Annotated in this window: 25 protein-coding genes; 22 read left to right on the top strand and 3 right to left on the bottom strand. The window is 51.3% G+C overall.

Features of this window, described 5'->3' with window-relative positions:
* The first annotated feature begins 173 nt into the window (after positions 1-173).
* The 3 genes from ACI32D_RS04020 (at position 174) to ACI32D_RS04010 (ending at position 3,204) form a co-directional block, all read left to right on the top strand.
* Positions 174-1,385: a phosphoglycerate kinase gene (locus tag ACI32D_RS04020; protein ID WP_439775359.1), complete on the top strand. Its 1,212-nt coding sequence runs from the start codon at positions 174-176 to the stop codon at positions 1,383-1,385.
* An 18-nt stretch (positions 1,386-1,403) separates the two neighbouring features.
* Complete coding sequence (gene tpiA / locus ACI32D_RS04015; RefSeq protein WP_439775358.1) at positions 1,404-2,162, top strand: triose-phosphate isomerase; 759 nt, start codon at positions 1,404-1,406, stop codon at positions 2,160-2,162.
* A gap of 475 nt (positions 2,163-2,637) precedes the next feature.
* Complete coding sequence (locus tag ACI32D_RS04010) at positions 2,638-3,204, top strand: GNAT family N-acetyltransferase (protein ID WP_439775357.1); 567 nt, start codon at positions 2,638-2,640, stop codon at positions 3,202-3,204.
* Here ACI32D_RS04010 and ACI32D_RS04005 read toward each other — a convergent pair.
* Positions 3,161-3,730: a hypothetical protein gene (locus tag ACI32D_RS04005; RefSeq protein WP_439775356.1), complete on the bottom strand. Its 570-nt coding sequence runs from the start codon at positions 3,728-3,730 to the stop codon at positions 3,161-3,163. The genes ACI32D_RS04010 and ACI32D_RS04005 overlap by 44 nt on opposite strands.
* The gene (locus tag ACI32D_RS04000) at positions 3,727-4,611 is read right to left on the bottom strand and encodes a Cof-type HAD-IIB family hydrolase (RefSeq protein WP_439775355.1); all 885 of its coding nucleotides are present in this window, start codon (positions 4,609-4,611) and stop codon (positions 3,727-3,729) included. The genes ACI32D_RS04005 and ACI32D_RS04000 overlap by 4 nt, the downstream gene beginning before the upstream one ends.
* Before the next feature lie 161 nt (positions 4,612-4,772).
* On the opposite strand from ACI32D_RS04000, the gene ACI32D_RS03995 reads away from it, so the two are divergent.
* From ACI32D_RS03995 to tsaE, 3 genes are read left to right on the top strand one after another with little or no spacing between them, the layout of a single operon-like run.
* A complete protein-coding gene (locus ACI32D_RS03995) occupies positions 4,773-5,456 on the top strand; it encodes a uracil-DNA glycosylase (protein WP_439775354.1) in 684 nt (227 codons plus the stop codon).
* 19 nt (positions 5,457-5,475) lie between these two features.
* Positions 5,476-6,465, top strand: coding sequence for a phosphate acetyltransferase (pta, locus tag ACI32D_RS03990; RefSeq protein ID WP_439775353.1), 990 nt, complete (start codon positions 5,476-5,478; stop codon positions 6,463-6,465).
* A gap of 7 nt (positions 6,466-6,472) precedes the next feature.
* Positions 6,473-6,958, top strand: coding sequence for a tRNA (adenosine(37)-N6)-threonylcarbamoyltransferase complex ATPase subunit type 1 TsaE (tsaE, locus tag ACI32D_RS03985; protein WP_439775352.1), 486 nt, complete (start codon positions 6,473-6,475; stop codon positions 6,956-6,958).
* 65 nt (positions 6,959-7,023) lie between these two features.
* Here tsaE and ACI32D_RS03980 read toward each other — a convergent pair whose 3' ends face one another.
* Positions 7,024-7,557 (bottom strand): 3'-5' exonuclease, encoded by a 534-nt coding sequence (locus ACI32D_RS03980; RefSeq protein ID WP_439775360.1) that lies wholly within the window; start codon positions 7,555-7,557, stop codon positions 7,024-7,026.
* A 124-nt stretch (positions 7,558-7,681) separates the two neighbouring features.
* Here ACI32D_RS03980 and murB point away from each other — a divergent pair, with 124 nt between their 5' ends.
* The 16 genes from murB (at position 7,682) to ACI32D_RS03900 (ending at position 22,037) form a co-directional block, all read left to right on the top strand.
* Entirely contained in the window at positions 7,682-8,575 is an 894-nt protein-coding gene (murB, locus tag ACI32D_RS03975) for a UDP-N-acetylmuramate dehydrogenase (protein ID WP_439775351.1), read from the top strand.
* Between the two features lie 46 nt (positions 8,576-8,621).
* A complete protein-coding gene (locus ACI32D_RS03970; protein ID WP_439775350.1) occupies positions 8,622-9,710 on the top strand; it encodes an ABC transporter ATP-binding protein in 1,089 nt (362 codons plus the stop codon).
* 2 nt (positions 9,711-9,712) lie between these two features.
* Positions 9,713-10,525: an ABC transporter permease gene (locus tag ACI32D_RS03965; protein ID WP_439775349.1), complete on the top strand. Its 813-nt coding sequence runs from the start codon at positions 9,713-9,715 to the stop codon at positions 10,523-10,525.
* A complete protein-coding gene (locus tag ACI32D_RS03960; RefSeq protein WP_439775348.1) occupies positions 10,522-11,325 on the top strand; it encodes an ABC transporter permease in 804 nt (267 codons plus the stop codon). The genes ACI32D_RS03965 and ACI32D_RS03960 overlap by 4 nt, the downstream gene beginning before the upstream one ends.
* Positions 11,322-12,404 (top strand): ABC transporter substrate-binding protein, encoded by a 1,083-nt coding sequence (locus tag ACI32D_RS03955; RefSeq protein WP_439775347.1) that lies wholly within the window; start codon positions 11,322-11,324, stop codon positions 12,402-12,404. Before ACI32D_RS03960 ends, ACI32D_RS03955 begins: the two co-directional genes overlap by 4 nt.
* A 31-nt stretch (positions 12,405-12,435) precedes the next feature.
* Complete coding sequence (gene cdaA, locus ACI32D_RS03950) at positions 12,436-13,275, top strand: diadenylate cyclase CdaA (protein WP_270447548.1); 840 nt, start codon at positions 12,436-12,438, stop codon at positions 13,273-13,275.
* Positions 13,275-14,225: a CdaR family protein gene (locus tag ACI32D_RS03945; protein ID WP_439775346.1), complete on the top strand. Its 951-nt coding sequence runs from the start codon at positions 13,275-13,277 to the stop codon at positions 14,223-14,225. Before cdaA ends, ACI32D_RS03945 begins: the two co-directional genes overlap by 1 nt.
* A 25-nt stretch (positions 14,226-14,250) precedes the next feature.
* Entirely contained in the window at positions 14,251-15,603 is a 1,353-nt protein-coding gene (gene glmM, locus ACI32D_RS03940; RefSeq protein WP_439775345.1) for a phosphoglucosamine mutase, read from the top strand.
* Between the two features lie 150 nt (positions 15,604-15,753).
* Positions 15,754-16,566 (top strand): Cof-type HAD-IIB family hydrolase, encoded by an 813-nt coding sequence (locus ACI32D_RS03935; RefSeq protein ID WP_439775344.1) that lies wholly within the window; start codon positions 15,754-15,756, stop codon positions 16,564-16,566.
* A gap of 52 nt (positions 16,567-16,618) precedes the next feature.
* On the top strand, positions 16,619-17,587 hold the full coding sequence (locus ACI32D_RS03930; protein WP_439775343.1) for a serine hydrolase domain-containing protein: 969 nt from the start codon (positions 16,619-16,621) through the stop codon (positions 17,585-17,587).
* 79 nt (positions 17,588-17,666) lie between these two features.
* Positions 17,667-18,110 carry a CopY/TcrY family copper transport repressor gene (locus ACI32D_RS03925; protein WP_439775342.1) on the top strand — a complete coding sequence of 148 codons (444 nt, stop codon included), beginning with the start codon at positions 17,667-17,669 and terminating at the stop codon, positions 18,108-18,110.
* Positions 18,104-18,478 carry a cupredoxin domain-containing protein gene (locus ACI32D_RS03920; protein WP_439775341.1) on the top strand — a complete coding sequence of 125 codons (375 nt, stop codon included), beginning with the start codon at positions 18,104-18,106 and terminating at the stop codon, positions 18,476-18,478. The genes ACI32D_RS03925 and ACI32D_RS03920 overlap by 7 nt, the downstream gene beginning before the upstream one ends.
* Positions 18,478-20,394 (top strand): copper-translocating P-type ATPase, encoded by a 1,917-nt coding sequence (locus tag ACI32D_RS03915; RefSeq protein WP_439775340.1) that lies wholly within the window; start codon positions 18,478-18,480, stop codon positions 20,392-20,394. The genes ACI32D_RS03920 and ACI32D_RS03915 overlap by 1 nt, the downstream gene beginning before the upstream one ends.
* A 140-nt stretch (positions 20,395-20,534) precedes the next feature.
* Positions 20,535-20,921: a fluoride efflux transporter FluC gene (locus ACI32D_RS03910; RefSeq protein ID WP_439775339.1), complete on the top strand. Its 387-nt coding sequence runs from the start codon at positions 20,535-20,537 to the stop codon at positions 20,919-20,921.
* Between the two features lie 4 nt (positions 20,922-20,925).
* Positions 20,926-21,285 (top strand): fluoride efflux transporter CrcB, encoded by a 360-nt coding sequence (gene crcB, locus ACI32D_RS03905; RefSeq protein ID WP_439775338.1) that lies wholly within the window; start codon positions 20,926-20,928, stop codon positions 21,283-21,285.
* Positions 21,282-22,037, top strand: a complete 756-nt coding sequence (locus ACI32D_RS03900) for a hypothetical protein (RefSeq protein ID WP_439775337.1) — start codon at positions 21,282-21,284, stop codon at positions 22,035-22,037. The genes crcB and ACI32D_RS03900 overlap by 4 nt, the downstream gene beginning before the upstream one ends.
* The last annotated feature ends 45 nt before the right edge of the window (positions 22,038-22,082 follow it).

The raw sequence follows: 22,082 nt of genomic DNA, 5'->3' as shown, positions 1-22,082 counted from the left end.
CTGTTGCTTGGTACGACAACGAATACTCATTCACTTGCCAAATGGTTCGTACTTTGTTGCACTTTGCTACTCTTTAATTTAAAGTTCTCTAAATTGAATTAGTAGTGTGAAAGAAGGCGGAGGGAAATATCTTCCTTCCGTCTTTTTTCGATGAATATAGGAGATTTTTTTCAATGGCTAAATTGATTGTTTCTGACGTAGACGTTAAGGACAAGAAGGTTTTGGTTCGCGTTGACTTCAACGTGCCGATTAAGGACGGCGTTATTGGCGACGACAACCGTATCGTAGCTGCTTTGCCAACCATTAAGTACATCATCGAAAACGGCGGCAAGGCTATCTTGCTTTCCCACCTTGGCCGGATCAAGAGCGATGAAGACAAGAAGAGCTTGAGCCTGGCTCCAGTTGCCAAGCGTTTGAGCGAATTGCTTGAAAAGCCTGTAACTTTCGTACCTTCAAACGAAGGCAAGGAAGTTGAAGACGCTATCAACAACATGAAGGACGGCGACGTAGTTGTTTTGGAAAACACTCGTTTCCAAGACATCGACAACGACTTCGGCAAGCGGGAATCAAAGAACGACCCTAAGCTGGGTGAATACTGGGCATCATTGGGTGACGTATTTGTAAACGACGCCTTCGGTACTGCTCACAGAAGCCACGCTTCAAACGTTGGTATCGCTACTGCCATGAAGGCTGCCGGCAAGCCTGCAGCTGCTGGTTTCCTGCTTGAAAAGGAAATCAAGTTCCTGGGCAACGCTGTTGCTAACCCAGTTCACCCATTCGTAACTATCCTTGGTGGTGCTAAGGTTTCTGACAAGATCGGCGTTATCACCAACTTGATTCCAAAGGCTGACCACATCATCATCGGTGGTGGTATGGCTTACACCTTCTTGAAGGCTCAAGGCCACAAGATCGGCAAGTCCCTGGTTGAAGACGACAAGGTTGAATTTGCCAAGGAATTGTTGGAAAAGGCTGGCGACAAGCTGGTTCTGCCAATCGACAACGTAGCCGCAACTGAATTCAACAACGATGCAGCTTCAGAAGTTGTTGGCCAAGACATCCCAGACAACGAAATGGGCTTGGACATCGGTCCTAAGACTGTTGAACTCTTCAAGAAGACTCTTGAAGGTGCCAAGACTGTTGTTTGGAACGGGCCAATGGGCGTCTTCGAAATGCCAAACTTCGCCAAGGGTACTTTGGAAGTTGGTCGTGCTTTGGCTGACTTGCCAGACGCTACTACTATTGTCGGCGGTGGTGACTCAACTGCTGCTGCCAAGCAATTGGGGATCGCTCCTAAGTTGACTCACATCTCAACTGGTGGTGGCGCATCTCTTGAATACCTTGAAGGTAAGGAATTGCCAGGTATCGCTTGCGTTTCAGACAAGTAGTTTAGGAGGATTTTTCAAATGTCACGTACCCCAATTATTGCTGGTAACTGGAAGCTGAACATGAACCCAAAGGAAACTGTTGAGTTCGTAAACGCTGTTAAGGACCAATTGCCAGACCCATCAAAGGTTGAATCATTGATCTGTGCACCAGCAGTTGACCTTGACGCTTTGCTGAAGGCTGCCGAAGGCTCAAACCTGCACGTCGGTGCAGAAAACTGCTACTGGGAAAACTCCGGTGCCTTCACTGGTGAAAACTCTCCAGCAGTTTTGAAGGAAATGGGCGTGCAATACGTCATCATCGGCCACTCAGAACGCCGTGGCTACTTCCACGAAACTGACGAAGACATCAACAAGAAGGCTAAGGCTATCTTTGCCAACGGCATGACTCCAATTCTTTGCTGCGGTGAATCACTGGAAACCCGTGAAGCCGGCAAAGAAAACGAATGGGTTGTCAGCCAAATCAAGGCTGGCTTGGAAGGCTTGACTAGTGAACAAGTTTCCAAGCTGGTGATCGCTTACGAACCAATCTGGGCGATCGGCACTGGCAAGACTGCTTCAAGCGACCAAGCAGAAGAAATGTGCAAGACTATCCGTGAAACTGTTAAGGACTTGTACAACGAAGAAACTGCTGAAAACGTCCGCATCCAATACGGCGGTTCAGTAAAGCCAGCCAACGTTAAGGAATTGATGGCTAAGCCAGACATCGACGGTGGCTTGGTTGGTGGTGCTTCACTTAAGCCAGACTCATACCTGGCTTTGGTAAACTACCAAGACTAATTTTTGACTGTCATATCAAAAACGCTCCCTCGGGAGCGTTTTTCTTTTTGCCTTTTTTACTTCTCTATCTTCTTTCTCTTTTGTTCTTTTTGCTTTTTAAAGTTTTTTTCTAAAAAATCTCAGTCTATTTGTTGACACCGCTTACAAAGGTGGTATTATATAAGTGTAAACAAAAGGAAAGAGTTAATATTCAAGGAGGATACTCCACCAGAAAGTTTAGCTTAAATTCGCAGAGCATAACTAAATTAGGCTCGGGAAAGGACTGAGACCACCATAAAATGTAGTCGACAATTGAAGATAGAAGAAGTTCCTAACGGTTAAGTACGTGAGTAGATTAACTGTTAGGAACTTTTTGTTTGCCCAAAAAAGCGGTAGATTATCATTTTTCTTCTGACTATAGTAACATGAATTGTAAGATCAAAAGTTATATAGAAAATACAAAGAAAACAAGAATTCAGAAGAAAAGGAGAAAAATATGATCCGCAAGGCAAGGAAAAGCGACTTTGAAGCAATTTACCCGATTTTGAACCAGATCTTTGACGAGATGGACATGGACACCATCAACCGCCTGCCGGAGAGCCAGTTCTACGACTTGATGCGGCTGGGCTTTATCTCAGAAAACTACCGCTATTCCTACAACCGGATCTGGGTCGAGACTGACGAAAATGACCGGGTCAGAGGGATGATCTGCATGTACCCGGACAAGGCCCAGGGCATTATCGACGTGGTTCTTAGAAAAGAAATGGCCAAGGTTGGCCTGCCGATGACCACTGATATCTTCACCGACAAGGAAGCCCAAAAGGGCGAATGGTACATCGATGCCTTGGCGGTTTCTCCTAAGGACTGGGGGAAGGGGATTGCCAGCCGCTTGCTGGAACTGGCTCCGAAACTGGCCAAGAAGCATGGCTACAAGAAGATCAGCTTGAATGTGGATCTAGAAAACCCTCGCGCACAGCAGTTATACTTGCGCAAGGGTTTCGTAACGACTAATTCAATGACTATTGGCGACCGCGTTTACGACCACATGGTAAAAACAGTCTGAAGAAGCTGGCCGTGCTGGTCGCCCGCCGGTTGAGATTCGGGAACAAGTCCGGCAAATCGAGCGGGGTAACGTGCCACTGGGTAAAGAGAACTGCAATCAAAAGGATGAAGGGAGTATCTTCCTCCCGGCTGATCTGGCAGGTCAAGGTAATCCCCTTGTCGGCAACGACCGTGTCAACGGAAGCAACCTTCTTGAAGCCGCCGCGGAAGGAGTAGCTGCCTTGCTTGACGCTGCCATTGACCCAGTAGTTGAGCCGGGTAATGTAGAACAGGTTGGTCTGGCGGCTGTTGACCTTCTTGACGTGGACCAAGGAGTGGTGAATCACGTCCAGGGTGTAAGAGGCAATTAGGCCTGTTCCGTCGCTAAAAAGGCGGCCGATCTCTTCACCGCTGGTGTCCAGCAGGTAAAGGGTGTGGTTTGGATTGTCCAGGCGGCCGCGGATTGATCCAAAAGGCTTGCCTTCCTCGTCAGTGATTGGAATCTGGCCCGTGCGGCCTTCTTGGGTCAGGTAGAGAGTGTAAATCATTGGTCCTGCTCTTTTTGGTTGTCAGCAATGATCTTGTCGATAGCCCAAGCTACCCCGTCTTCATTGTTGCTCTTGGTGACGAAGCTGGCAATCGTCTTGATCTGCGGAACGGCATTGCCCATGGCCACCCCGGTACCGGCAGCCTGGATCATGCTTTCATCGTTCATGTTGTCGCCGATGGCCGCAATTTCCTCGCGCTGGATGCCCTTGGCCGCCGCGTAGTCCAGCAGGGACTGGCCCTTTTGCGCATTAGCAGCGTTGATTTCGATGTTGTCGGCCGCGCTGGAAGTAATTGAGAGCTTGTCGATTTGTTCAATTTCCTTGATGACGTCAGTGAAAGCGTACTGGCCCCGGGAATCGAAGACCAGGATCTTCATTACTTCAGTGCCTGGTTCATCCATCAAGTCTTCATAGCTTGGCACCTGCTGGATGCTGACGATGGCTGGCTTGCTGGCTGAAACCAAAACGGCCTGCTTGAAGGTCAGCATAGGGTTCAGTTCCACCATCAAGTGGGCCACGTTGGTGATCCGCTGGCTCAAGTCTTCTGAGTAGACGTGGTTGCTGGTGACCAGTTCGAAGTAGAAGCCTTCTTTTTTAAGCAGGCGGCAGATCTTCTTGGCGGTTTCCAGCTTCAGGGGATTCTTGACGATCAGGTTGCCAGCCGTGTCGAAGACCAAGCCCCCGTTTAAGTTGATAAAGCCGCAGTTAATTCCGTATTCTTTAAGCATGGGCTGGGATTCATGGGGTGCCCGGCCGCTGGCGACCATGAATTCAATCCCGTTTTCTTGAGCCCGTTTGATGGCTTGCACATTGGCGTCAGAAATTTCCATTGAAGAGTTCAGCAGGGTCCCGTCCAAGTCACAGGCGATCAGTTTAATCATGTTATTACCTCCTTGTTGTTATCGATTTCATAATAACATAAAGGAGGAAGTTTGATTACAGGAATACATTTCTTTATTTGAAAAAAGTTGTCGTGAATAATTTCACTAGTTCCTTTAAATCAAGGGGCAATCATGGTAAGATTGACTAAGGTGAATTACAGATGAAACATTTTATTGGAAATGATTGGGACCAGGTCCTTGCCCCGGTTTTTGAAAGTGATGAATATCACACGCTGCATGATTTTTTGAAAGAAGAATACCAGACCAAGCAGATCTATCCGGACATGTACCATATCTTTACGGCCTTCAAATTGACTCCTTTTAAAGATACCAAGGTTGTCATTTTGGGCCAGGACCCCTACCACAATCCCGGCCAGGCCAATGGCATGAGCTTTTCCGTCATGCCGGGTACGCCCCTGCCGCCGTCCTTGCGCAACATTTATAAAGAACTCTATGACGACGTTGGGGCTCAGCCGGTAAACCACGGCTATCTCAAGCGCTGGGCTGACCAGGGCGTCCTCTTGCTCAATGCCGTTTTGACCGTGCCATATGGCCAGGCTAACGGCCACCAGGGCAAGGGCTGGGAGGCGGTGACAGATGCTGCTATTAAGGCCTTGAGTGAGCGGGGACAGGTCGTCTTTATCCTGTGGGGCCGTTTTGCCCAAAACAAGATTCCCTTGATCGACCAGGAAAAGAACGTCATTATCAAGTCAGCCCACCCGAGTCCTTTTTCGGCTAACCGCGGCTTCTTCGGCTCCCGGCCCTTTTCAAGATGCAACGCGGCCTTAGAGGAGTTCGGCCTGGCTCCGGTTGACTGGCAATTACCGCAAAACCCGGAAGCATGATTTTTTGAGGAGATTATTGATGGAAGTTTTTGAACAATTAAAGCAATTGATTAAGCAAAAAGACAAGCAGCGGATCGTTTTCCCGGAAGGGGAGGACCCGCGGATCTTGACGGCGGTCAGCCGCTTGAAGCAAGATGACTTGGTTGAACCGATCGTCTTGGGGCAAAAGGACCAGGTCCTGGCCCTGGCGGAAAAAGAAGGCCTGGACATGACCGGGATCGAAATCGTGGACTACCAAAACAGCCCGGACTTTGACCAGATGGTGGAAAAGTTCCACGACCGGATGGCCGGGGGCAAGCACTTCCAGACCATGGAAGAAGCTGAAGCAGCCTTGCGTGATGCCAACTTCTACGGGACCATGCTGGTTTACACCGGCCAGGCCGACGGGATGGTGTCCGGGGCGGCCCACTCAACGGCGGATACGGTCCGGCCAGCCCTCTTCATTTTGAAGACCAAGCCGGGGATGCACCGGATTTCCGGCTCCTTCATCATGGAAAGAGGAGAAGAAAAGTATGTCTTTGCTGACTGCGCGATTTCCATCGACCCGACCAGCGACCAGCTGGTTGAATTCGCGGCTCAGTCAGCCGCTACGGCCAAGATGATCGGGATCGACCCGAAGGTGGCCTTCCTCAGCTTCTCAACTCACGGCTCAGCCAAGGGCCCGCAGGTGGACAAGGTGGCGGAAGCTGCCAAAATGTTTAAGGAAAAGTACCCGGACATCCCGGCTGACGGCGACTTGCAGTTTGACGCGGCCTTCGTGCCAGCCGTTGCGGAACTTAAGGCACCTGGCTCAGCCGTAGGCGGTCAGGCCAATGTCTTCATTTTCCCGGAACTGCAGTCAGGCAACATCGCCTACAAGATTACCCAGCGCCTTGGCAACTTTACGGCAATCGGCCCGGTTTTGCAGGGGATTGCCAAGCCGGTCAACGACCTCTCTCGGGGCTGTAGCGCCGATGATGTCTACAAGATCGGGATTTTGACGGCGGCTCAAGCCGTAATGGAAGGTTAAAAAGCAGATGACAGAATTAGCAATCAATTCCGCTGCTGACATGCAGGCTTTTGGCGCCGCTCTGGCCCAAAGTGCCCAGCCCCACGACCTTTTGCTCTTAAAAGGGGACCTGGGGGCCGGCAAGACCACGATGACCCAAGGCTTTGGCCGGGCTCTGGGGATTAAGCGGCCAGTCAAGAGCCCGACCTTTACCCTGGTTCGGGAATACCGGGAAGGGAAGCTGCCCCTTTTTCACATGGACTTTTACCGGCTGGAAGGCGATGACCTGGCTTCAATCGACTTAAATGACTACCTGGCTGAAGAAGGCGTGGTCATCATCGAATGGCCCCAGGTGATCCAGGCTGACCTGCCCAGCGACTTTTTGGAGCTGGTTTTGACCCGGGTTGACGACTCCTGGGATTCAACCAAGCGCTTGGTTGAGCTCGTCCCGCACGGGCAAAGAGCGGCTGCCTGGGCAGAAAGCGCCTGCCGTCTTTACCAGGAAAAGCAGTAAAGAAAAAACAAAAAGCAAATACAAAAGCAAAAATGGACCAGCTTGCTGCTGATCCATTTTTTTGCCTAGACTTGGTAGACAAATTTCTTCAAAAGCTCGCTGCCCCGTTTTTCCTCTTCTTTTAAGAGGATGCCGGCGCAGGCTTCGCTGTCGCTTAAGGCGTTATGGTGGTGCCAAAGCTCAACGCCTAAAAGGTCAGAGACAGTGTTGAGCTGGTAGTTTTCCAGGCCTGGCTCCAGCTCCCGGCTGACCTTGAGGCTGTCTAACACCAGGTAGTGGGGCTCGGCAATCCCGTAGCGGGCCAGGGACTGCTTCATCACATTGCAGTCAAAGCGGGCATTGTGGGCCGCCACCAGCATCCCCGGCTGGAAAAGAGGCTGGATCTTGGGCCAGACCTCGGCCATGGTCGGCGCCCCTGCCACGTCTTCCGCGGTAATATCGTGCACCTTGACCTGCTGGGCGTCAAAGGCCATCTGGGGATTGATGACCGTGTAGAAGCGGTCGATAATCTTGCTGCCTCGCACTAGAACCAGGGCTAAAGAGCAGGCGCTGGCCGGGTGTTGGTTGGCAGTTTCAAAGTCCATGGCGACGAAATTCATCATTTGTAAAAGCCTCCGTTTGAACATAAGTCAAATTAAGCCAAGCAAACTTGGTCCAAGCTAGTATAACACAGCGTGAATGCGGTAAAATATCAAAAGGAAGATTTAGAGGAGGCAATTTTAATTGAAGCTGTATGATTTAAAAGCGCAAGGACTTGATTTGCAAGAAAACATTCCTTTGAGCCGCTATACTTTTACCCAAACCGGGGGACCGGCTGAATACCTGGCTTTCCCAAAGAATTTGGCAGAGCTGCAAGGGGCCCTGGCCGCGGCCAAGGAAGACCAGCTGCCGGTTACGGTAATTGGCAACGCGTCTAACTTGATCATCCGCGACAAGGGGATCAGGGGCCTGGTTTTGATCTTGACGGAAATGAAAGAGATCAAGGTCGAAGCTAATAAGGTCCACGCCCAAGCCGGGGCCAGAATCATCGATACCTCTTTCGCGGCAGGGAATGCCGGCCTGTCTGGCCTGGAATTTGCCGCGGGGATTCCCGGCTCAGTTGGCGGAGCCGTCTTCATGAACGCTGGGGCTTATGGCGGTGAAACCAAAGACTGCCTGGAAAGCGCCACGGTTGTGACCAGAGACGGTGAGGTCAAGACCTACACGAACTCCGAGTTGCATTTTTCTTACCGGCACTCCCTTTTGCAGGAAAATGATGAAATCGTCATTGAGGCAACTTTTGCCTTAAAGGCAGGTGACAAGCTTGCAATCTTGGACCAGATGAACTACTTGAACGCTCTCAGAAGCTACAAGCAGCCACTGGAATATCCATCCTGCGGCTCAGTCTTCAAGCGGCCAACCGGTCACTTTGTCGGTCCGATGATCATCAAGGCTGGCCTGCAGGGCAAGCAGATCGGCGGGGCCCAGGTGTCGACCAAGCATGCCGGCTTTATCGTCAACAAGGGCGGAGCCACGGCAACCGACTATCTCAATTTGATTCACTATATTCAAAAGACGATTAAGGAAAAAGACGGGATTGCTTTGCAAACTGAAGTCCGCATCATTGGCGAGGAATAATGGATTAGAATAGAAGATAAAAGAAAAAGAAAAACAGGAACAGCAAATGGAAATTATTAAGTTAGATCACATCACCAAGCAGTATGATGATGGCTTTGTAGCCTTGAAGGACATCAACCTTGAGCTTGAGTCCGGCAAGTTCTACTCTTTGCTGGGGCCATCAGGCTCAGGTAAAACGACGATTTTGCGGATTATTGCCGGCTTTACGGAAGCATCAGCCGGCAAGGTCTATTTTGACGGCCAGGATATTACCAATCTTGACGCTTCAAAGCGGCATATCAATACGGTTTTTCAGAATTATGCTCTTTTTCCGCACTTGAATGTCTATGAAAACGTTGCTTTTGCCTTGAAACTGCGCCGGCGGCCGGAAAGCGAAATCCGGGAAAAGGTCAAAGATGCCTTGCATACTGTCCGCCTGGATGGTTATGCCAACCGGGAAATTTCCGAACTTTCCGGTGGCCAGCAGCAGCGGGTGGCGATCGCCCGGGCGATCATCAATGAACCTAAGGTGCTGCTTTTGGACGAATGCCTGTCAGCCTTGGACAAGCGCCTTAGAAAAGAAATGCAGTTTGAACTCCGGGCTATCCAGAAGAAACTGGGGATTACCTTTATTTTTGTCACTCACGACCAGGAAGAAGCACTGGCTATGAGTGATGAAATTTTCGTCTTAAACGACGGGGAGATCCAGCAGAGCGGGACGCCGGTGGACATTTACGACGAACCAGTCAATGACTTCGTTGCCCGCTTCATCGGGGACTCCAACATTTTGTCTGGCCGGATGATCCGGGACTTTGCCGTAGAATTTGCCGGCAAGAATTTTGAATGTGCCGACGCCGGGATCACCCCTGGGGAAAAAGTTGAAGTCGTCCTGCGGCCAGAAGATCTGGACATTACGGAGCCAGCCGCTGGCAAACTGCTGGTGACAGTGCAGAGCCAGCTTTTCCTGGGCGACCACTTTGAAATCAAGGCTGTTGGTCAGGACGGCTTTGAATGGCTGATCCATTCCACCAACGGTGTCCAGATCGGCCAGGAAGTCGGCATCTTCTTTGATCCGGAAGACATCCACGTCATGCGGCTGGGCGAAACCGAAGAAGAATTCGATGCCCGGCTGGAAACTTATGAAGGTGAGGACTAGCGATGAAAAAGAACCGGCTTTTGTTTCTTTTGCCTTACCTGCTTTGGATCGGCCTCTTTGTGATTGCCCCGCTGGTCCTCATCTTGGGCTATTCACTGACTGATGCTCATAGCCATTTGACCCTGCAGAATTTCAGTGCCTTTTTCTCTAATGGCACTTTTTTGCGGATGATGGCTAATTCCTTTTGGTATGCCCTCTTGATCACCTTTATCTGTCTGCTGGTCTCTTATCCGACAGCCCTGGTTTTGACCAGGCTGAAAAACCAGCAGTTCTGGCTGATGCTGATCATTTTGCCGACCTGGATCAACCTTTTGCTCAAGGCTTATGCCTTTATCGGGATTTTTTCCCGAAGCGGGATGGTCAACCAGTTTCTCGGACTCTTTGGCATTGGCCCGGTAGGAATCATGTTTACCGACTTCGCCTTTATTTTCGTGGCGACCTATATCGAAATTCCCTTCATGGTCATGCCTATCTACAACTCGCTGAAGGAAATTGACCCGGCTCTTTTAAGCGCCAGCTCAGACCTGGGGGCCAATTTCTGGCAGACCTTCCGCTATGTGATCTGGCCTTTATCCTGGCCGGGCGTTGAATCTGGCATCCAGGCCATCTTCATCCCGTCTCTGTCCCTCTTCATGCTGACCCGCTTGATCGGGGGCAACCGGGTGATCACCCTGGGTACGGCAGTTGAGGAGTATTTCCTGACGACGATGAACTGGAATATGGGGGCGACTATCGGGGTAATCTTGATTGCCTTGATGTCAATTGTGATGCTGCTGACTTCGCGCAAGCAGCACAAGAAGGAAATTGAATTATGAAAAAGACCATTTGGGGCAGGGTGTACTTTGGCCTGGTGCTGCTGATCCTCTACCTGCCGATTTTCTACCTGATCTACTTTTCTTTCTCCAGCGGTTCCAGCATGGACCATTTCCGCCATTTTACCTGGGAGCACTACCAGACCTTGTTTGCTGACAAACGGCTTTTGGCCATCTTGCTGGAGACGATCATGCTGGCTCTTTTGTCCAGCCTGGCGGCAACTATTTTGGGGACTTTTGGGGCCATTGCCATCCAGCGCAGCAAGGAGGCTTCCCGCAAGGTCCTCCTGTCTTTGAACAATATCTTGATCGTCTCACCCGACGTTATTATCGGGGCCAGCTTCCTGATCCTCTTTACCGCCTTGGGCTTCAGTCTGGGCTTTGCCTCCGTCTTGCTCAGCCACATCGCTTTTTCCGTACCGATCGTGGTTTTGATGGTTCTGCCCAAGTTGAAGGAAATGGACAATTCCCTGGTTGACGCGGCCCGGGACCTGGGGGCAAACAACTACCAAGTCTTCAGCCAGGTCCTCCTGCCGGCCCTTACGCCGGGGATTTTGTCGGGCTTCTTCATGGCCTTGACCTACTCCTTGGATGACTTTGCGGTTACTTTCTTCGTGACCGGGAACGGCTTTACCACTTTGTCTGTTGAAATCTACTCCCGGGCCCGGCAGGGGATTGACCTGGAAGTAAATGCCTTGAGCACGATTATCTTCTTGTTTGTCCTGCTTTTAGTCGGGGTCTACTATTTCCTGGCCAAGCGGCAAGGCAAGAAGGCTAATAAGCTGGGAGGGCTGCTGCGATGAAAAAAATACTTTCCGCGGCCCTGGCCATCCTCTTGGTCAGCTTCGGCCTTTTCCTGGGGGCGCAGAAATTGGACAGTTCCAGCGGCGGCTCCGCGTCAAGCAAGAAAGACTTGATCATTTACAACTGGGGTGACTATATTGACCCGGACCTAATCACCAAGTTTGAAAAGCAGACCGGCTACCATGTCATCTATGAGACCTTCGATTCCAATGAAGCCATGTACACCAAGATCAAGCAAGGCGGGACGGCTTATGATTTGGCCGTGCCGTCTGATTACATGATCACCAAGTTGCGCCGGGACAATCTTTTAGACAAGATTGATACCAGCCGCTTGAGCAATTTTAAGTACATCGGCAAGGAATTTTTGCACAAGTCCTTTGACGAAAAGAATGAGTACTCAGTCCCTTACTTCTGGGGCACCTTGGGTATCGTCTACAATGACCGCTATATCAAAGAAGGTGAGATCAAGACATGGAATGACCTCTGGAAGAAAAAGTACCGGGATCAGATCCTGCTGGTTGACTCAGCCCGCGATATCATGGGCATGGCCTTGGTTTCCATGGGTTATTCCATGAACGACACTAATTCTGCCCACCTTAAGGCAGCTAAGGCCAAGCTGGACAAAATTGGCAAGAACGTCAAGGCAATCGTGGCTGATGAACTGAAGATGTACATGGTGCAAAATGAAGCCTGGATTGGGGTCACTTACTCCGGGGAAGCCGCCACGATGATGAACCAAGATTCACATATTCACTATGTAGTACCGGCCCAAGGTTCCAACTTGTGGTTTGACAACATCGTCATCCCTAAGACTTGCAAGAATAAGGAAGCAGCTTATAAGTTCATCAACTTCATGCTGGATCCGAAAAACGCGGCGCAAAATGCTGAATACATCGGCTACTCGACCCCGAATACCGCGGCTCAGAAGCTATTGCCAAAATCCGTCCGGGAAGATGCACAGTTCTACCCGCCAATGTCGACAATCAAGAATTTGGAAGTTTATCGGGATCTGCCAAGCAGCAAGGTGCAGGAATACAATGACCTCTTCCTGGAGTTCAAGATGTATGCCCGCAATTAGTTGACAGAAGAATGTAGAAAGGGAGAATTTTATGCAGTTTGATTTTGCAAGTCTGTGGACCTGGCATACCTTGTCGGTGGTTCTGGACGTCTTGATCACCTGGTATTTTATTTACCACTTGACCCTTTTGATCAAGGGGACCAAGGCAGTCCAGCTGGCCAACGGGATCATTTTGATCATGGTAGCCAGGGTCTTGGCCGGTTGGGCCCAGCTGACGACCGTTACTTTTATTTTGGACCAGATCGTTTCCTGGTCAGTCATCGGGATCATCGTCATCTTCCAGCCGGAAATCCGCCGGGGTCTGGAGCGCCTGGGCCGGGTCTCCCTGTTCTCTGATTCGGAAAACAGCGAGCGCGAGCAGCAGGAGAAGCTGGTCAAGGAGCTGGACAAGGCGATCCAGTACATGTCCAAGCGCCGGATCGGGGCCTTGATTACCCTGGAGCAAAAGACCGGCCTGGAAGAATATGTGGAAACAGGGATCAAGCTTGATGCTCTGGTTACCGGGGAATTGCTGATCAACATCTTCATCCCCAACACGCCTTTGCACGACGGGGCGGTCATCATCAAAAATAACCGGGTTCAAGTAGCTTCAGCCTACCTGCCCCTGTCTGACAATGCCATGATTCCCAAGAGTCTGGGGACCAGACACCGGGCAGCTGTCGGGATTTCTGAAGTAACCGATGCCATCACTGTGGTCGTTTCTGAAGAAACGGGTGGGGTGACCATCACCAGAAACGGCCAGTTCATGGTTGACCTCAGCCAGCAGGAATACCTCAAGTACCTGCGGGCCGAACTGGTCACTGAAGAAAAGAAGAAGCAGCCATGGCCAATCCGCCTGGCCCGGGGCATCTGGAACTGGGGGGATAAATAATGCACAAACTGATTGAGCAAAAATGGTTTTACAAGCTTTTTTCCCTGCTTTTGGCCATCGTCTTGGTTGCCTTCGTTGACAATACCCAGGTCAACACCAGCAACCAGACCAAGGTCCAGGAAACGGCCAGCACTGAGCAGAGCCTGAAGATGGCCCTGCAAGTGTCAGTGGACGCTGACAAATACTATGTCACCGGTTATCCTTCTAAGATCAAGGTGACCTTGGAAGGGCCCAATGCCCTGGTTACTTCTGCTGTCAACACCCAGAATTTCCGGGTCTACATTGACCTAAGCAAGCTGGGCGTCGGCAGCCACCAGGTCCCGGTCAAGGTCAGCGGCCTGCCCAGCCAGGTTTCCTACAAATTGTCGCAGAAAAGCGTGAAGGTCAACATTCAAAAGAGAAAGTCCCGCACTTTGCCGGTCCAAATAGGTTATAATAAGAATGCTGTTGCTCAAGGCTATGACATCGGCACGCCGACAGTCAGCCCGGAGACGGTTGAAGTCACCGGGGCCCAGAGCGAAGTGAAAGCGATCGACCACGTGCAGGCCCAGCTGGTCGTGCCGAACGGCAGCACCGAAACGGTGCGGCGGAATGTTCTCTTGGCGGCATATGACGCCAAGGGCCACCAGCTCAACGTGGTGATCAGTCCGGCAACGGCCCGGGTAACCCTGCCTTTGTCGGTTTCTAAGAAGACGGTTAAGCTGAAGCTGAATGCCAGTCATGGCTCAAGCAAGAAAGTTTACTCCTTGACTGCCAAAGAGGAAAAAGTTACCCTCTATGGGCAAAAGGAAGCCCTAAAGAAGATCAGTTCCCTGACTTTGGACGTTGATCTGACTAATATCAAGTCTTCGGTCACCAAGTCCTTCCGCCTGCCAGTTCCAAGCGGGGTTGCCTGGGTTTCGCCAGGCAGCGTGGACGTCCAGATCGAAGTCAGCGATTCGAACAACTAGAAATTAAAGAAAGGTTCTTTGCAACATGCTTAAATATTTTGGTACTGACGGTGTTCGCGGTGAAGCCAACAAGGTTTTGACCCCGGAAATGGCCTTTAAATTGGGCCGGATGGGTGGCTATGTGCTGACCAAGGAAAAGGAAGACGGCGGTCAGGCCCGGGTGCTGGTTTCAAGAGATACCCGGATTTCCGGTGAAATGCTGGAATACGCCTTGATTTCCGGTCTTCTGTCAGTCGGCATCGAAGTTCTGGAATGCGGAGTCATGACCACTCCAGGCCTGTCCTATCTGGTCCGGGCTCAAGGGGCTGATGCCGGCGTGCAGATTTCCGCTTCTCACAACCCAGTTGAAGACAACGGGATCAAGTTCTTTGGCAGCGATGGCTTGAAATTGTCTGATGCCAAGGAAGAAGAAATCGAAGAACTGATCGATGCCAAGCAGGACATGCTCCCGCGGCCATCAGCCAACGGCCTGGGCACGGTAACCGACTTCCGCGATGGCAGCAACAAGTACATCCAGTTCTTGGAAAACACTATTCCTGAAGATTTGAGCGGGATCAAGGTCGTGATCGACGGGGCCAACGGGGCAGCCAGTGCCTTCATCTCCCGTTTGTTTGCTGACCTGGATGTTGACTTTACCACTATTTCAACCCACCCGAACGGGTTGAACATCAACGACCACTGCGGGGCAACCCACACTGAGCATCTGCAAGAAGAAGTAGTCAAGCAGGGTGCCCAACTGGGCTTGGCCTTTGACGGGGATGCTGACCGCTGCATCGCGGTTGACGAAAACGGCAACGAAGTCGACGGCGACCACATCATGTACGTGATCGGCTCCTACTTGGCTGACCACGGCCGCTTGAAGAAGGATACGATCGTCACGACCGTCATGAGCAACCTGGGCTTCACCAAGGCCTTAGAGCGCCGGGGGATCAAGAATGTCCGCACCCAAGTCGGCGACCGCTACGTTTCTGAAGAAATGCGGGCCAACGGCTACAGCCTGGGCGGGGAACAATCCGGCCACGTGATCATCAGCGACTACCACAACACTGGTGACGGGATGCTGACTGGGATCCACTTGATGCTGGTGATGAAGAAGACTGGCAAGTCCTTGACTGAACTTTTGGCCGACTTCAAGGAATACCCGCAAGTTTTGGTTAATGTTCCAGTTAAGGACAAGAACAGCTGGAAGGACCACCAGGCAGTTGTCGATGCTATTGACTCAGTTGAAAAGGACATGGCTGGCGACGGCCGGGTTCTGGTTCGCCCTTCAGGTACTCAGGAACTGCTCCGGGTCATGGCTGAAGGCCCAACCCAGGAAATCACCCAGGAATACGTTGACCGGATCGTCAAGGTAGTTACGGCTGAAATGGGCGAATAAAAAGAAGCAAGTTAAGAAGCTGTAAAGCTGAGAACAAGGAAAGTTCAAATTGAGCTTTCCTTTTCTTTTGGATGGATTTTTTCTTTTTTTACGGGAAAAATTCTGCAATAATTAAGTAAGAATAGGCTTTGGACTACATAGGAGGAAAATATGGCGATTAAAATGCTGGCCATCGACTTGGATGGCACCCTGCTGACAGACAGCAAGACGATTTTGCCAGGGACTTACAAGGCTCTGCAGGAAGCAAAAGCAGCCGGGATCAAGATTGTGCTGACTTCCGGCCGGCCCCTGTCAGGCATTAAGGGCTACGCGGAAGAATTGGGCTTAAGCGGCAGTGAAGAGTACGCGATCCTCTTCAACGGGGCCGTGGTGCAAAACCTGGACGGCCGGGTCTTGATCAGTCACGAATTGGATTTTGGCGACTTCAATACCCTGCTTCATATGCAGCGGCTCAGCGACGTCAACCTGGATTTTGAAACTCCAGAGCGTTTTTATACCTTGGACAAGAAGATTTCCATCCGCATGCAGGTCGACGGGGCGGAAACCAAGAACCAGCTTTGGATTCAAGACAGAAGCGACTTCAAGAAGGACTTTACCTTTGCCAAGGCGGTCTATCAGTGCGATGACCCAGACCAAGTTGATCGCCTGTGGAACCGGCTGCCAGACTGGTTCTTCCAGACTTACGCGGTTGTCCGCAGCTGGCCGGAAGTCGTTGAAGTCGGGTCACTGGCCGCTTCAAAAGGCTACGCCGTCAGCGAACTGGCCTCAAGACTGGGCCTTTCGGACAGTGAAGTCATGATTTTCGGTGACCAGGGCAACGACCGGTCCATGTTTGAAATTCCAGACTTCAAGCGGGTAGCCATGGGCAATGCCATCGACGAGATCAAGGACCTGGCTGACTACGTTACCGACACCAACGAACGCGACGGGATTGCCAAGGCCCTGCGGAAATTAGTTCTATAAGAGAAAAGGACAGATCTGCGGATCTGCCTTTTTTCTTTTTCAGGAGGAAAAAATGACTACAGCAGAAATTGAAGAGAAAATTACCGGTATTTTTAAAGAGGCGGTTGGGCAAAAAATCGTAAATGGGGTCTCCTATGCCATAGTTGACCAGGAAAGGCTCAGCCAGCACTACCTGGGCCAGGCTGAGCCAGGCCAGCTTTACGACCTGGCTTCTTTGACCAAGGTAGTGGGGACGGCCAGCGGGATCTTTAAAGAAATAGATGAGGGGAAAATCAGCTTGAAGGACCGGGTAGGAGACTTTTTCCCGGCGGCTTTTCCGTTTGTTACAGTAAAAGACCTGCTTTTGCACACCAGCGGCTTGCCGGCAGACTTGGACAATGTCTGGCAGTACCAAAGCCCGGGGGAGGTCTGGCAGGCGGTATTAGCCACTAAGCCTCTTTATTTGCCCGGCCAGGAGTCAGTTTATTCCGACCTCAACTTCATTATCTTGGGCAAAATCCTGGAGCAGGTCAGCGGGCAAAACTTGAGCAGCTTTTTGCGGGAGGAAATTTTTGCCCCATTGGGCATGCGGGAGACCGGCTTTTTGCTCAAAGGAAAAAGAGACCGCTTTGTCAAAACTGAGATAACTAAGGAAAGAGGACAGGTCTGGGGGACCGTCCATGACGAAACCGCCTGGCAGCTGGGCGGGGTAGCAGGCCACGCGGGCCTGTTTTCAACGCTGGATGACTTGGCCTGCTTCAGCCAGGCATATTTGACGACGGATAGTCCGCTTGTTGCCAGTTTGTTTGACTATGATTGCTTTGAGCGGACCCTGGCCTGGATCCGCTGGCAAAAAGGCCGCCGCTTTCTCTGGCATACCGGCTTTACTGGACCTGGATTAGGCTTTGATTTTGAAAATGGGCGGGCTCTGGTTATTTTGGCCAGCTCCGTTTACCCTAAGCGGGGCAATGAGGCCTGGCTGCTGGCCCGCCGGCAGGCCGCCAAGACTTTTTTCGCCTGCGGCTACCGGGAAGGAAATTAAGAGTAAATTGTTGACAAATGTAAACATGAGAGTAGAATAGTTTTTGTAAAGGTTACAGATGTAAACAAGGAGGAAGAAGATGGAAGAGGAATGCCGGATTTCAGCTGCTGAATGGCAAGTCATGCGGGTGGTTTGGACCCTGGGCCAGGCCAATAGCAGCCAGATTATCGATCAGCTGGAGGCAAAATGTGCCTGGAGCCCGTCAACGGTCAAAACTTTGCTACGGCGCTTGGAAAAGAAGGGCTTTTTGCAGGTTGACCGGCAGGAACGCCGCTTCGTATACCGGGCGGCTAAAGCAGAAGGCGAAGCCATGCATGAGAGCTTGACGGCGGAATTTGCCGCTATGTGCGACATGCATAAGGGAGAAATGCTTCTGCGCTTGCTGGACGACCTGCCTTTAAGCAAAAGCGACCTTGAGGCAATTGCCAAAAAGGCGGCCGAAAAGGCGAAGACAGCTCCGGAAAAAGTTGAATGCAATTGTTTAAGTACTTGTGAGCATATGGAAGGTGGACAGGAATGTTAGTTAATGTGTTAGTAGTCTTGGGTGCGGCAGCTTTGATCGGCTTGATTGCCTGGTGGTTTTTCGGCAATTTCCAACAGAGCAGCCAGCAGGCAGATCTTGCAAATGGCCGCCAAGAAGGCCAGGTAGTCGTCAAGGGCGGCTATGAGCCGGAAGTTCTCTATTTAAAAAAGGGCGTGCCGGCGGAAGTAACTTTTAAGATGGAAGACAAGACAGCCTGCCTCAGTCACGTGGTCTTTTCTTCTTTAGGCGTGGATAAGGACTTGAGCAAGGAAAAGCTGACCAAGGTCCAAATCCCGACTGACAAGGCCGGGGAAATTGGCTATGCCTGCGGCATGGATATGTTTCATGGAAAGATCGTGGTTAAATAATGGAATTAACTAATTGGCGCCGCTTTTGGCTGTCTCTGATATTGTCGCTCCCGATGCTGGTCCAGATGCTTTTGATGGTCTGGGGGATCATGCTGCCAGGGGTCAAGACTTATTCGCTGATCGCCACCAGCTTGATCATGCTGGTCGCGGCTGGGCCCTACATCCAAAGCGCCTGGGCAGCTTTTAAGCGCCACCAGGCCAACATGAACAGCTTGATCGCCATTGGCACCAGCGTGACGTATTTTTACAGTCTTTTTGCCTACTTCACCGGCCGGCCGGTCTACTTTGAAAGTGCGGCTTTTATCTTGATTTTCGTTTTGCTGGGGGATGCCCTGGAAGAAAAAATGCATGACCGGGCAGCAGCTTCACTCAATAAGCTGCTGGAACTGCAGGCCAGCGAAGCCGAGGTCAAGCGGGGAGATGACTTTGTCAAGCTTCCTCTGGACCAGGTCAAGGCCGGCGACATAATCAAGGTGCGGCCGGGCGGCAAGGTGCCGGTTGACGGCCGCCTGCTTTCCGGGCAAAGCAGCGTCAACGAAGCCATGGTGACCGGGGAAAGCATGCCGGTTGAGAAAAAGCCGGGCGACAAGGTGATTGGGGCAACTATCAACGGCAGCGGCAGCTTCTTGATGGAAGCTGAGCAGGTCGGGGAAGAGACCATGCTGGCCCAGATCGTCCAGGTGGTCAAGCAGGCCCAGAACTCCCGGGCCCCGATTCAGAAACTGACTGACAAGGTAGCCAATTACTTTGTGCCGGCGGTTTTGATCACCAGCATCCTGGCTTTTGCCATTTGGCAAGTCTTCAGTCCGGTAGGGCCAGTCCAGGCCATGCTCTACGCTGTTTCCGTTATCGTGATTGCCTGTCCCTGTGCCTTGGGCCTGGCCACGCCGACGGCCTTGATGGTGGCCAGCGGCCGCAGCGCCCGGATGGGCGTCTTGATCAAGGACGGGGAAATTTTGGAAGCAGCGGCTAAAATTAAGACCATTGTTTTTGACAAAACCGGGACTTTGACGGTTGGCCAGCCAAAGGTGGTTGACCAGGTGGGGGATAAGGAAAGCCTCAGCCTGGCGGCTAGTCTGGAAGCAAATTCTGAACACCCCTTGGCCCAGGCCATCGTAAATAGTGCTAAAGAAGCCGGCCAGTCCCTTTTGCCGGTCAGTGATTTTTCAGCTGAAGAAGGCAGGGGCGTGGAAGGCAAAGTCGCTGGACACTTAGTTAAGGTCGGCCGGGCTGACTATGTCAGAGCCTCAGAAGCTTGGGTGAAGCAGGCAGACGGCTTGGCTGAAGCTGGCAAGACGGTGGTTTTTGTCCAAAAAGATGCTGCCGTCATTGGCCTCTTGGCCTTGCAAGATGCTCCCCGCCCAGAAGCCAAAGCTGTCTTGGGTGAGCTCAAAAAGCGCGGAATCAAGACGGTGATGCTGACTGGTGACAACCAGCAGCTGGCGGAAAAAATTGGCCGGCAGCTGGGCGTTGGCCAGGTCGAAGCTGGCCTTTTGCCAGGAGAAAAGGCTGACCGCTTGGCCAAATTGAAAGAAGAAGGGCCAGTAGCCTTTGTCGGCGACGGGATCAACGACGCTCCGGCTCTGTCACTAGCTGACGTTGGCATTGCCATGGGCAGCGGGACTGATGTGGCTAAAGAAGCCGGCGGCATTGTTCTAATGACCAGCAGCCTGACTGGGGTCTTGCGGGCACTTGACTTGTCTAAAAAGACCTTTACCCGGATCAAGCTAAACCTCTTCTGGGCTTTGATCTACAATTTGATTGGGATTCCAGTTGCTGCCGGCCTCTTCTCCTTTATTGGGGTCAGTCTCAGTCCAGAAATGGCTGCTTTGGCCATGGCCTTCAGTTCAGTATCAGTCCTGCTTTCGTCACTGATGCTGAACTGGAGCAAGATTGCCGGGAATGGCAATAGATAATCTGCAAAATAGCAAAAAGCTTTTATAGCCTTAAAAGTGGAAACGCCAGCCAGGCGCTTCCATTTTTTGTTTGCCTTTGAAGCGCTTTCTGATGTAATCTAGTAATTAGTGCGTTATTACGATGCAAGATGAGGTGGACAATGGATGCAGCAAAAAATTATCTTAGCGTGGCTTTTTTTGCCTTTTTCGGCGGCCTGGCCCGCTATGGCTTAACAGCAGCATTTTCTTTTTATGGGACGGTGATTGCCAACCTTTCAGGCTGCTTTCTGCTGGCCTTTCTGACCTACTTTTTCTTGAAAAAATCAAGCGCGCGGGCTTGGCTGACAACGGGCCTGGGAACGGGCTTTGTCGGAGCCTTTACGACTTTTTCCAGCTTTAACCTGGATGCCTTCAAGCTCTTGATCGGCGGACAGAATCTGGGGGCCTTGGTCTACTTCATCGGCACGATCGCGGTCGGTTTCCTTTTTGCTTGGTTAGGCAAAAAGGCGGCCAACTTTGCCGCAGACAAACTTTTGGAAAGGAGGTAACAAGATGATTTTCGCGGTTGGATTTGGGGCCAGCCTGGGGGCGGTAGCCCGCTACGGCTTGACCTGTTACGGCAAGAAGCACTGGATGAAGGGAACGGCTTTTCCTTGGCCGACGCTTGTGATCAACTTGACGGGTGCCTTTTTGCTGGGCCTGGCCTTTGCCCGGCAGCTGCCAGTGGTTGTCTACGCTTTTCTGGGCACCGGCGTTTTGGGCGGCTTTACGACTTTTTCTACCTTGAACACGGAAATGGTCTCTTTGGCTGAAAATGGGCAAAAGCGCGTCCTTAAGCGCTACCTGTTGGCCAGTTACCTGGGCGGGGCTGTCCTTTTGACTTGCGGATATTATCTTGGAAGCCTGCTATGAAAAAAAGTCAACAAATACTGCGCAAAAGCCTGTGCACCCTGGCTGCCATAGTCTCCCTGGTGGCTCTGTTGAGCAGCCCCGTTACTTTTAAAATGGATGAGACCAAGGACTATGCTTCCAGCTTGATTGACACTTTTGCTAACCAAAGCGATGGCAGTGCCATGTCGATCGCGGCTAAAGCAGCGGTTGAATCGGGCTTGAAGGAAGATCTGGTCGCCCAATTGCCAGACAAGGTAGAGATCAGTGAGTCCTATCTCAGCCTTTACCGGCTGGTTTCCCGCTACCGGGAAAACAAGCAGCTGAAGTCCAGCGACTTGAAGCTGCCAGCTAAAAACAAGGTCCAGCTTTTTATGGATGATTTGATCCTTTACCTGGTCAACAGCGAACTCAAGGTGCATGAAGGAGAATTGCAGCAGATTACCCAGATCTACCAGCTTTCCTTATGGATCATCTGCGTCCTGTATTTGCTTGGCGTGGCCCTGCTGTTTTTTAACCGCTATCTGTCCTGGCTGCCATTTTTACTGGGGTCAGTCAGTGCCTTTGGCTTCCAGGTCTTTATCACGCATACCCTGACGGAAATGGTCCAGCAGGAAGTCTATTCCAAGATGTACTTTACCTACTCCTGGGGCAGCTGGGTTGGCTTTCTTTTGGCCCTGGTCCTGGCTGGCTATCTGCTTTACGCGGACATTTGCCGCTACCGGGCAAAAAAAGAGCCAAGCAAGGGTGCTGATCAAGAAGCCAAAAATGATTAAAATAGTTTTTTAAGCCAAGACGGACAGTCTTGGCTTTTTGTTTTT

Origin of the sequence: Lactobacillus sp., assembly GCF_051873315.1 — a bacterium.
Taxonomy (GTDB): domain Bacteria; phylum Bacillota; class Bacilli; order Lactobacillales; family Lactobacillaceae; genus Lactobacillus.
The sequence above is the reverse complement of the archived record's forward strand: the minus strand, read 5'-3'. Positions and strand labels throughout refer to the sequence as shown.

Coding starts and splice junctions, on each gene's coding strand:
- ACI32D_RS03955 (WP_439775347.1), top strand. CDS start 11,322: ATGAAAAAAATACTTTCCGCGGCCCTGGCCATCCTCTTGGTCAGCTTC.
- ACI32D_RS03930 (WP_439775343.1), top strand. CDS start 16,619: ATGACTACAGCAGAAATTGAAGAGAAAATTACCGGTATTTTTAAAGAG.
- tpiA (WP_439775358.1), top strand. CDS start 1,404: ATGTCACGTACCCCAATTATTGCTGGTAACTGGAAGCTGAACATGAAC.
- ACI32D_RS03925 (WP_439775342.1), top strand. CDS start 17,667: ATGGAAGAGGAATGCCGGATTTCAGCTGCTGAATGGCAAGTCATGCGG.
- ACI32D_RS03910 (WP_439775339.1), top strand. CDS start 20,535: ATGGATGCAGCAAAAAATTATCTTAGCGTGGCTTTTTTTGCCTTTTTC.
- cdaA (WP_270447548.1), top strand. CDS start 12,436: ATGCAGTTTGATTTTGCAAGTCTGTGGACCTGGCATACCTTGTCGGTG.
- ACI32D_RS03980 (WP_439775360.1), bottom strand. CDS start 7,557: ATGAATTTCGTCGCCATGGACTTTGAAACTGCCAACCAACACCCGGCC.
- ACI32D_RS03970 (WP_439775350.1), top strand. CDS start 8,622: ATGGAAATTATTAAGTTAGATCACATCACCAAGCAGTATGATGATGGC.
- ACI32D_RS03900 (WP_439775337.1), top strand. CDS start 21,282: ATGAAAAAAAGTCAACAAATACTGCGCAAAAGCCTGTGCACCCTGGCT.
- crcB (WP_439775338.1), top strand. CDS start 20,926: ATGATTTTCGCGGTTGGATTTGGGGCCAGCCTGGGGGCGGTAGCCCGC.
- ACI32D_RS04000 (WP_439775355.1), bottom strand. CDS start 4,611: ATGATTAAACTGATCGCCTGTGACTTGGACGGGACCCTGCTGAACTCT.
- ACI32D_RS04010 (WP_439775357.1), top strand. CDS start 2,638: ATGATCCGCAAGGCAAGGAAAAGCGACTTTGAAGCAATTTACCCGATT.
- tsaE (WP_439775352.1), top strand. CDS start 6,473: ATGACAGAATTAGCAATCAATTCCGCTGCTGACATGCAGGCTTTTGGC.
- ACI32D_RS03920 (WP_439775341.1), top strand. CDS start 18,104: ATGTTAGTTAATGTGTTAGTAGTCTTGGGTGCGGCAGCTTTGATCGGC.
- ACI32D_RS04020 (WP_439775359.1), top strand. CDS start 174: ATGGCTAAATTGATTGTTTCTGACGTAGACGTTAAGGACAAGAAGGTT.
- ACI32D_RS03960 (WP_439775348.1), top strand. CDS start 10,522: ATGAAAAAGACCATTTGGGGCAGGGTGTACTTTGGCCTGGTGCTGCTG.
- ACI32D_RS03995 (WP_439775354.1), top strand. CDS start 4,773: ATGAAACATTTTATTGGAAATGATTGGGACCAGGTCCTTGCCCCGGTT.
- ACI32D_RS04005 (WP_439775356.1), bottom strand. CDS start 3,730: ATGATTTACACTCTCTACCTGACCCAAGAAGGCCGCACGGGCCAGATT.
- ACI32D_RS03915 (WP_439775340.1), top strand. CDS start 18,478: ATGGAATTAACTAATTGGCGCCGCTTTTGGCTGTCTCTGATATTGTCG.
- glmM (WP_439775345.1), top strand. CDS start 14,251: ATGCTTAAATATTTTGGTACTGACGGTGTTCGCGGTGAAGCCAACAAG.
- ACI32D_RS03965 (WP_439775349.1), top strand. CDS start 9,713: ATGAAAAAGAACCGGCTTTTGTTTCTTTTGCCTTACCTGCTTTGGATC.
- ACI32D_RS03945 (WP_439775346.1), top strand. CDS start 13,275: ATGCACAAACTGATTGAGCAAAAATGGTTTTACAAGCTTTTTTCCCTG.
- ACI32D_RS03935 (WP_439775344.1), top strand. CDS start 15,754: ATGGCGATTAAAATGCTGGCCATCGACTTGGATGGCACCCTGCTGACA.
- pta (WP_439775353.1), top strand. CDS start 5,476: ATGGAAGTTTTTGAACAATTAAAGCAATTGATTAAGCAAAAAGACAAG.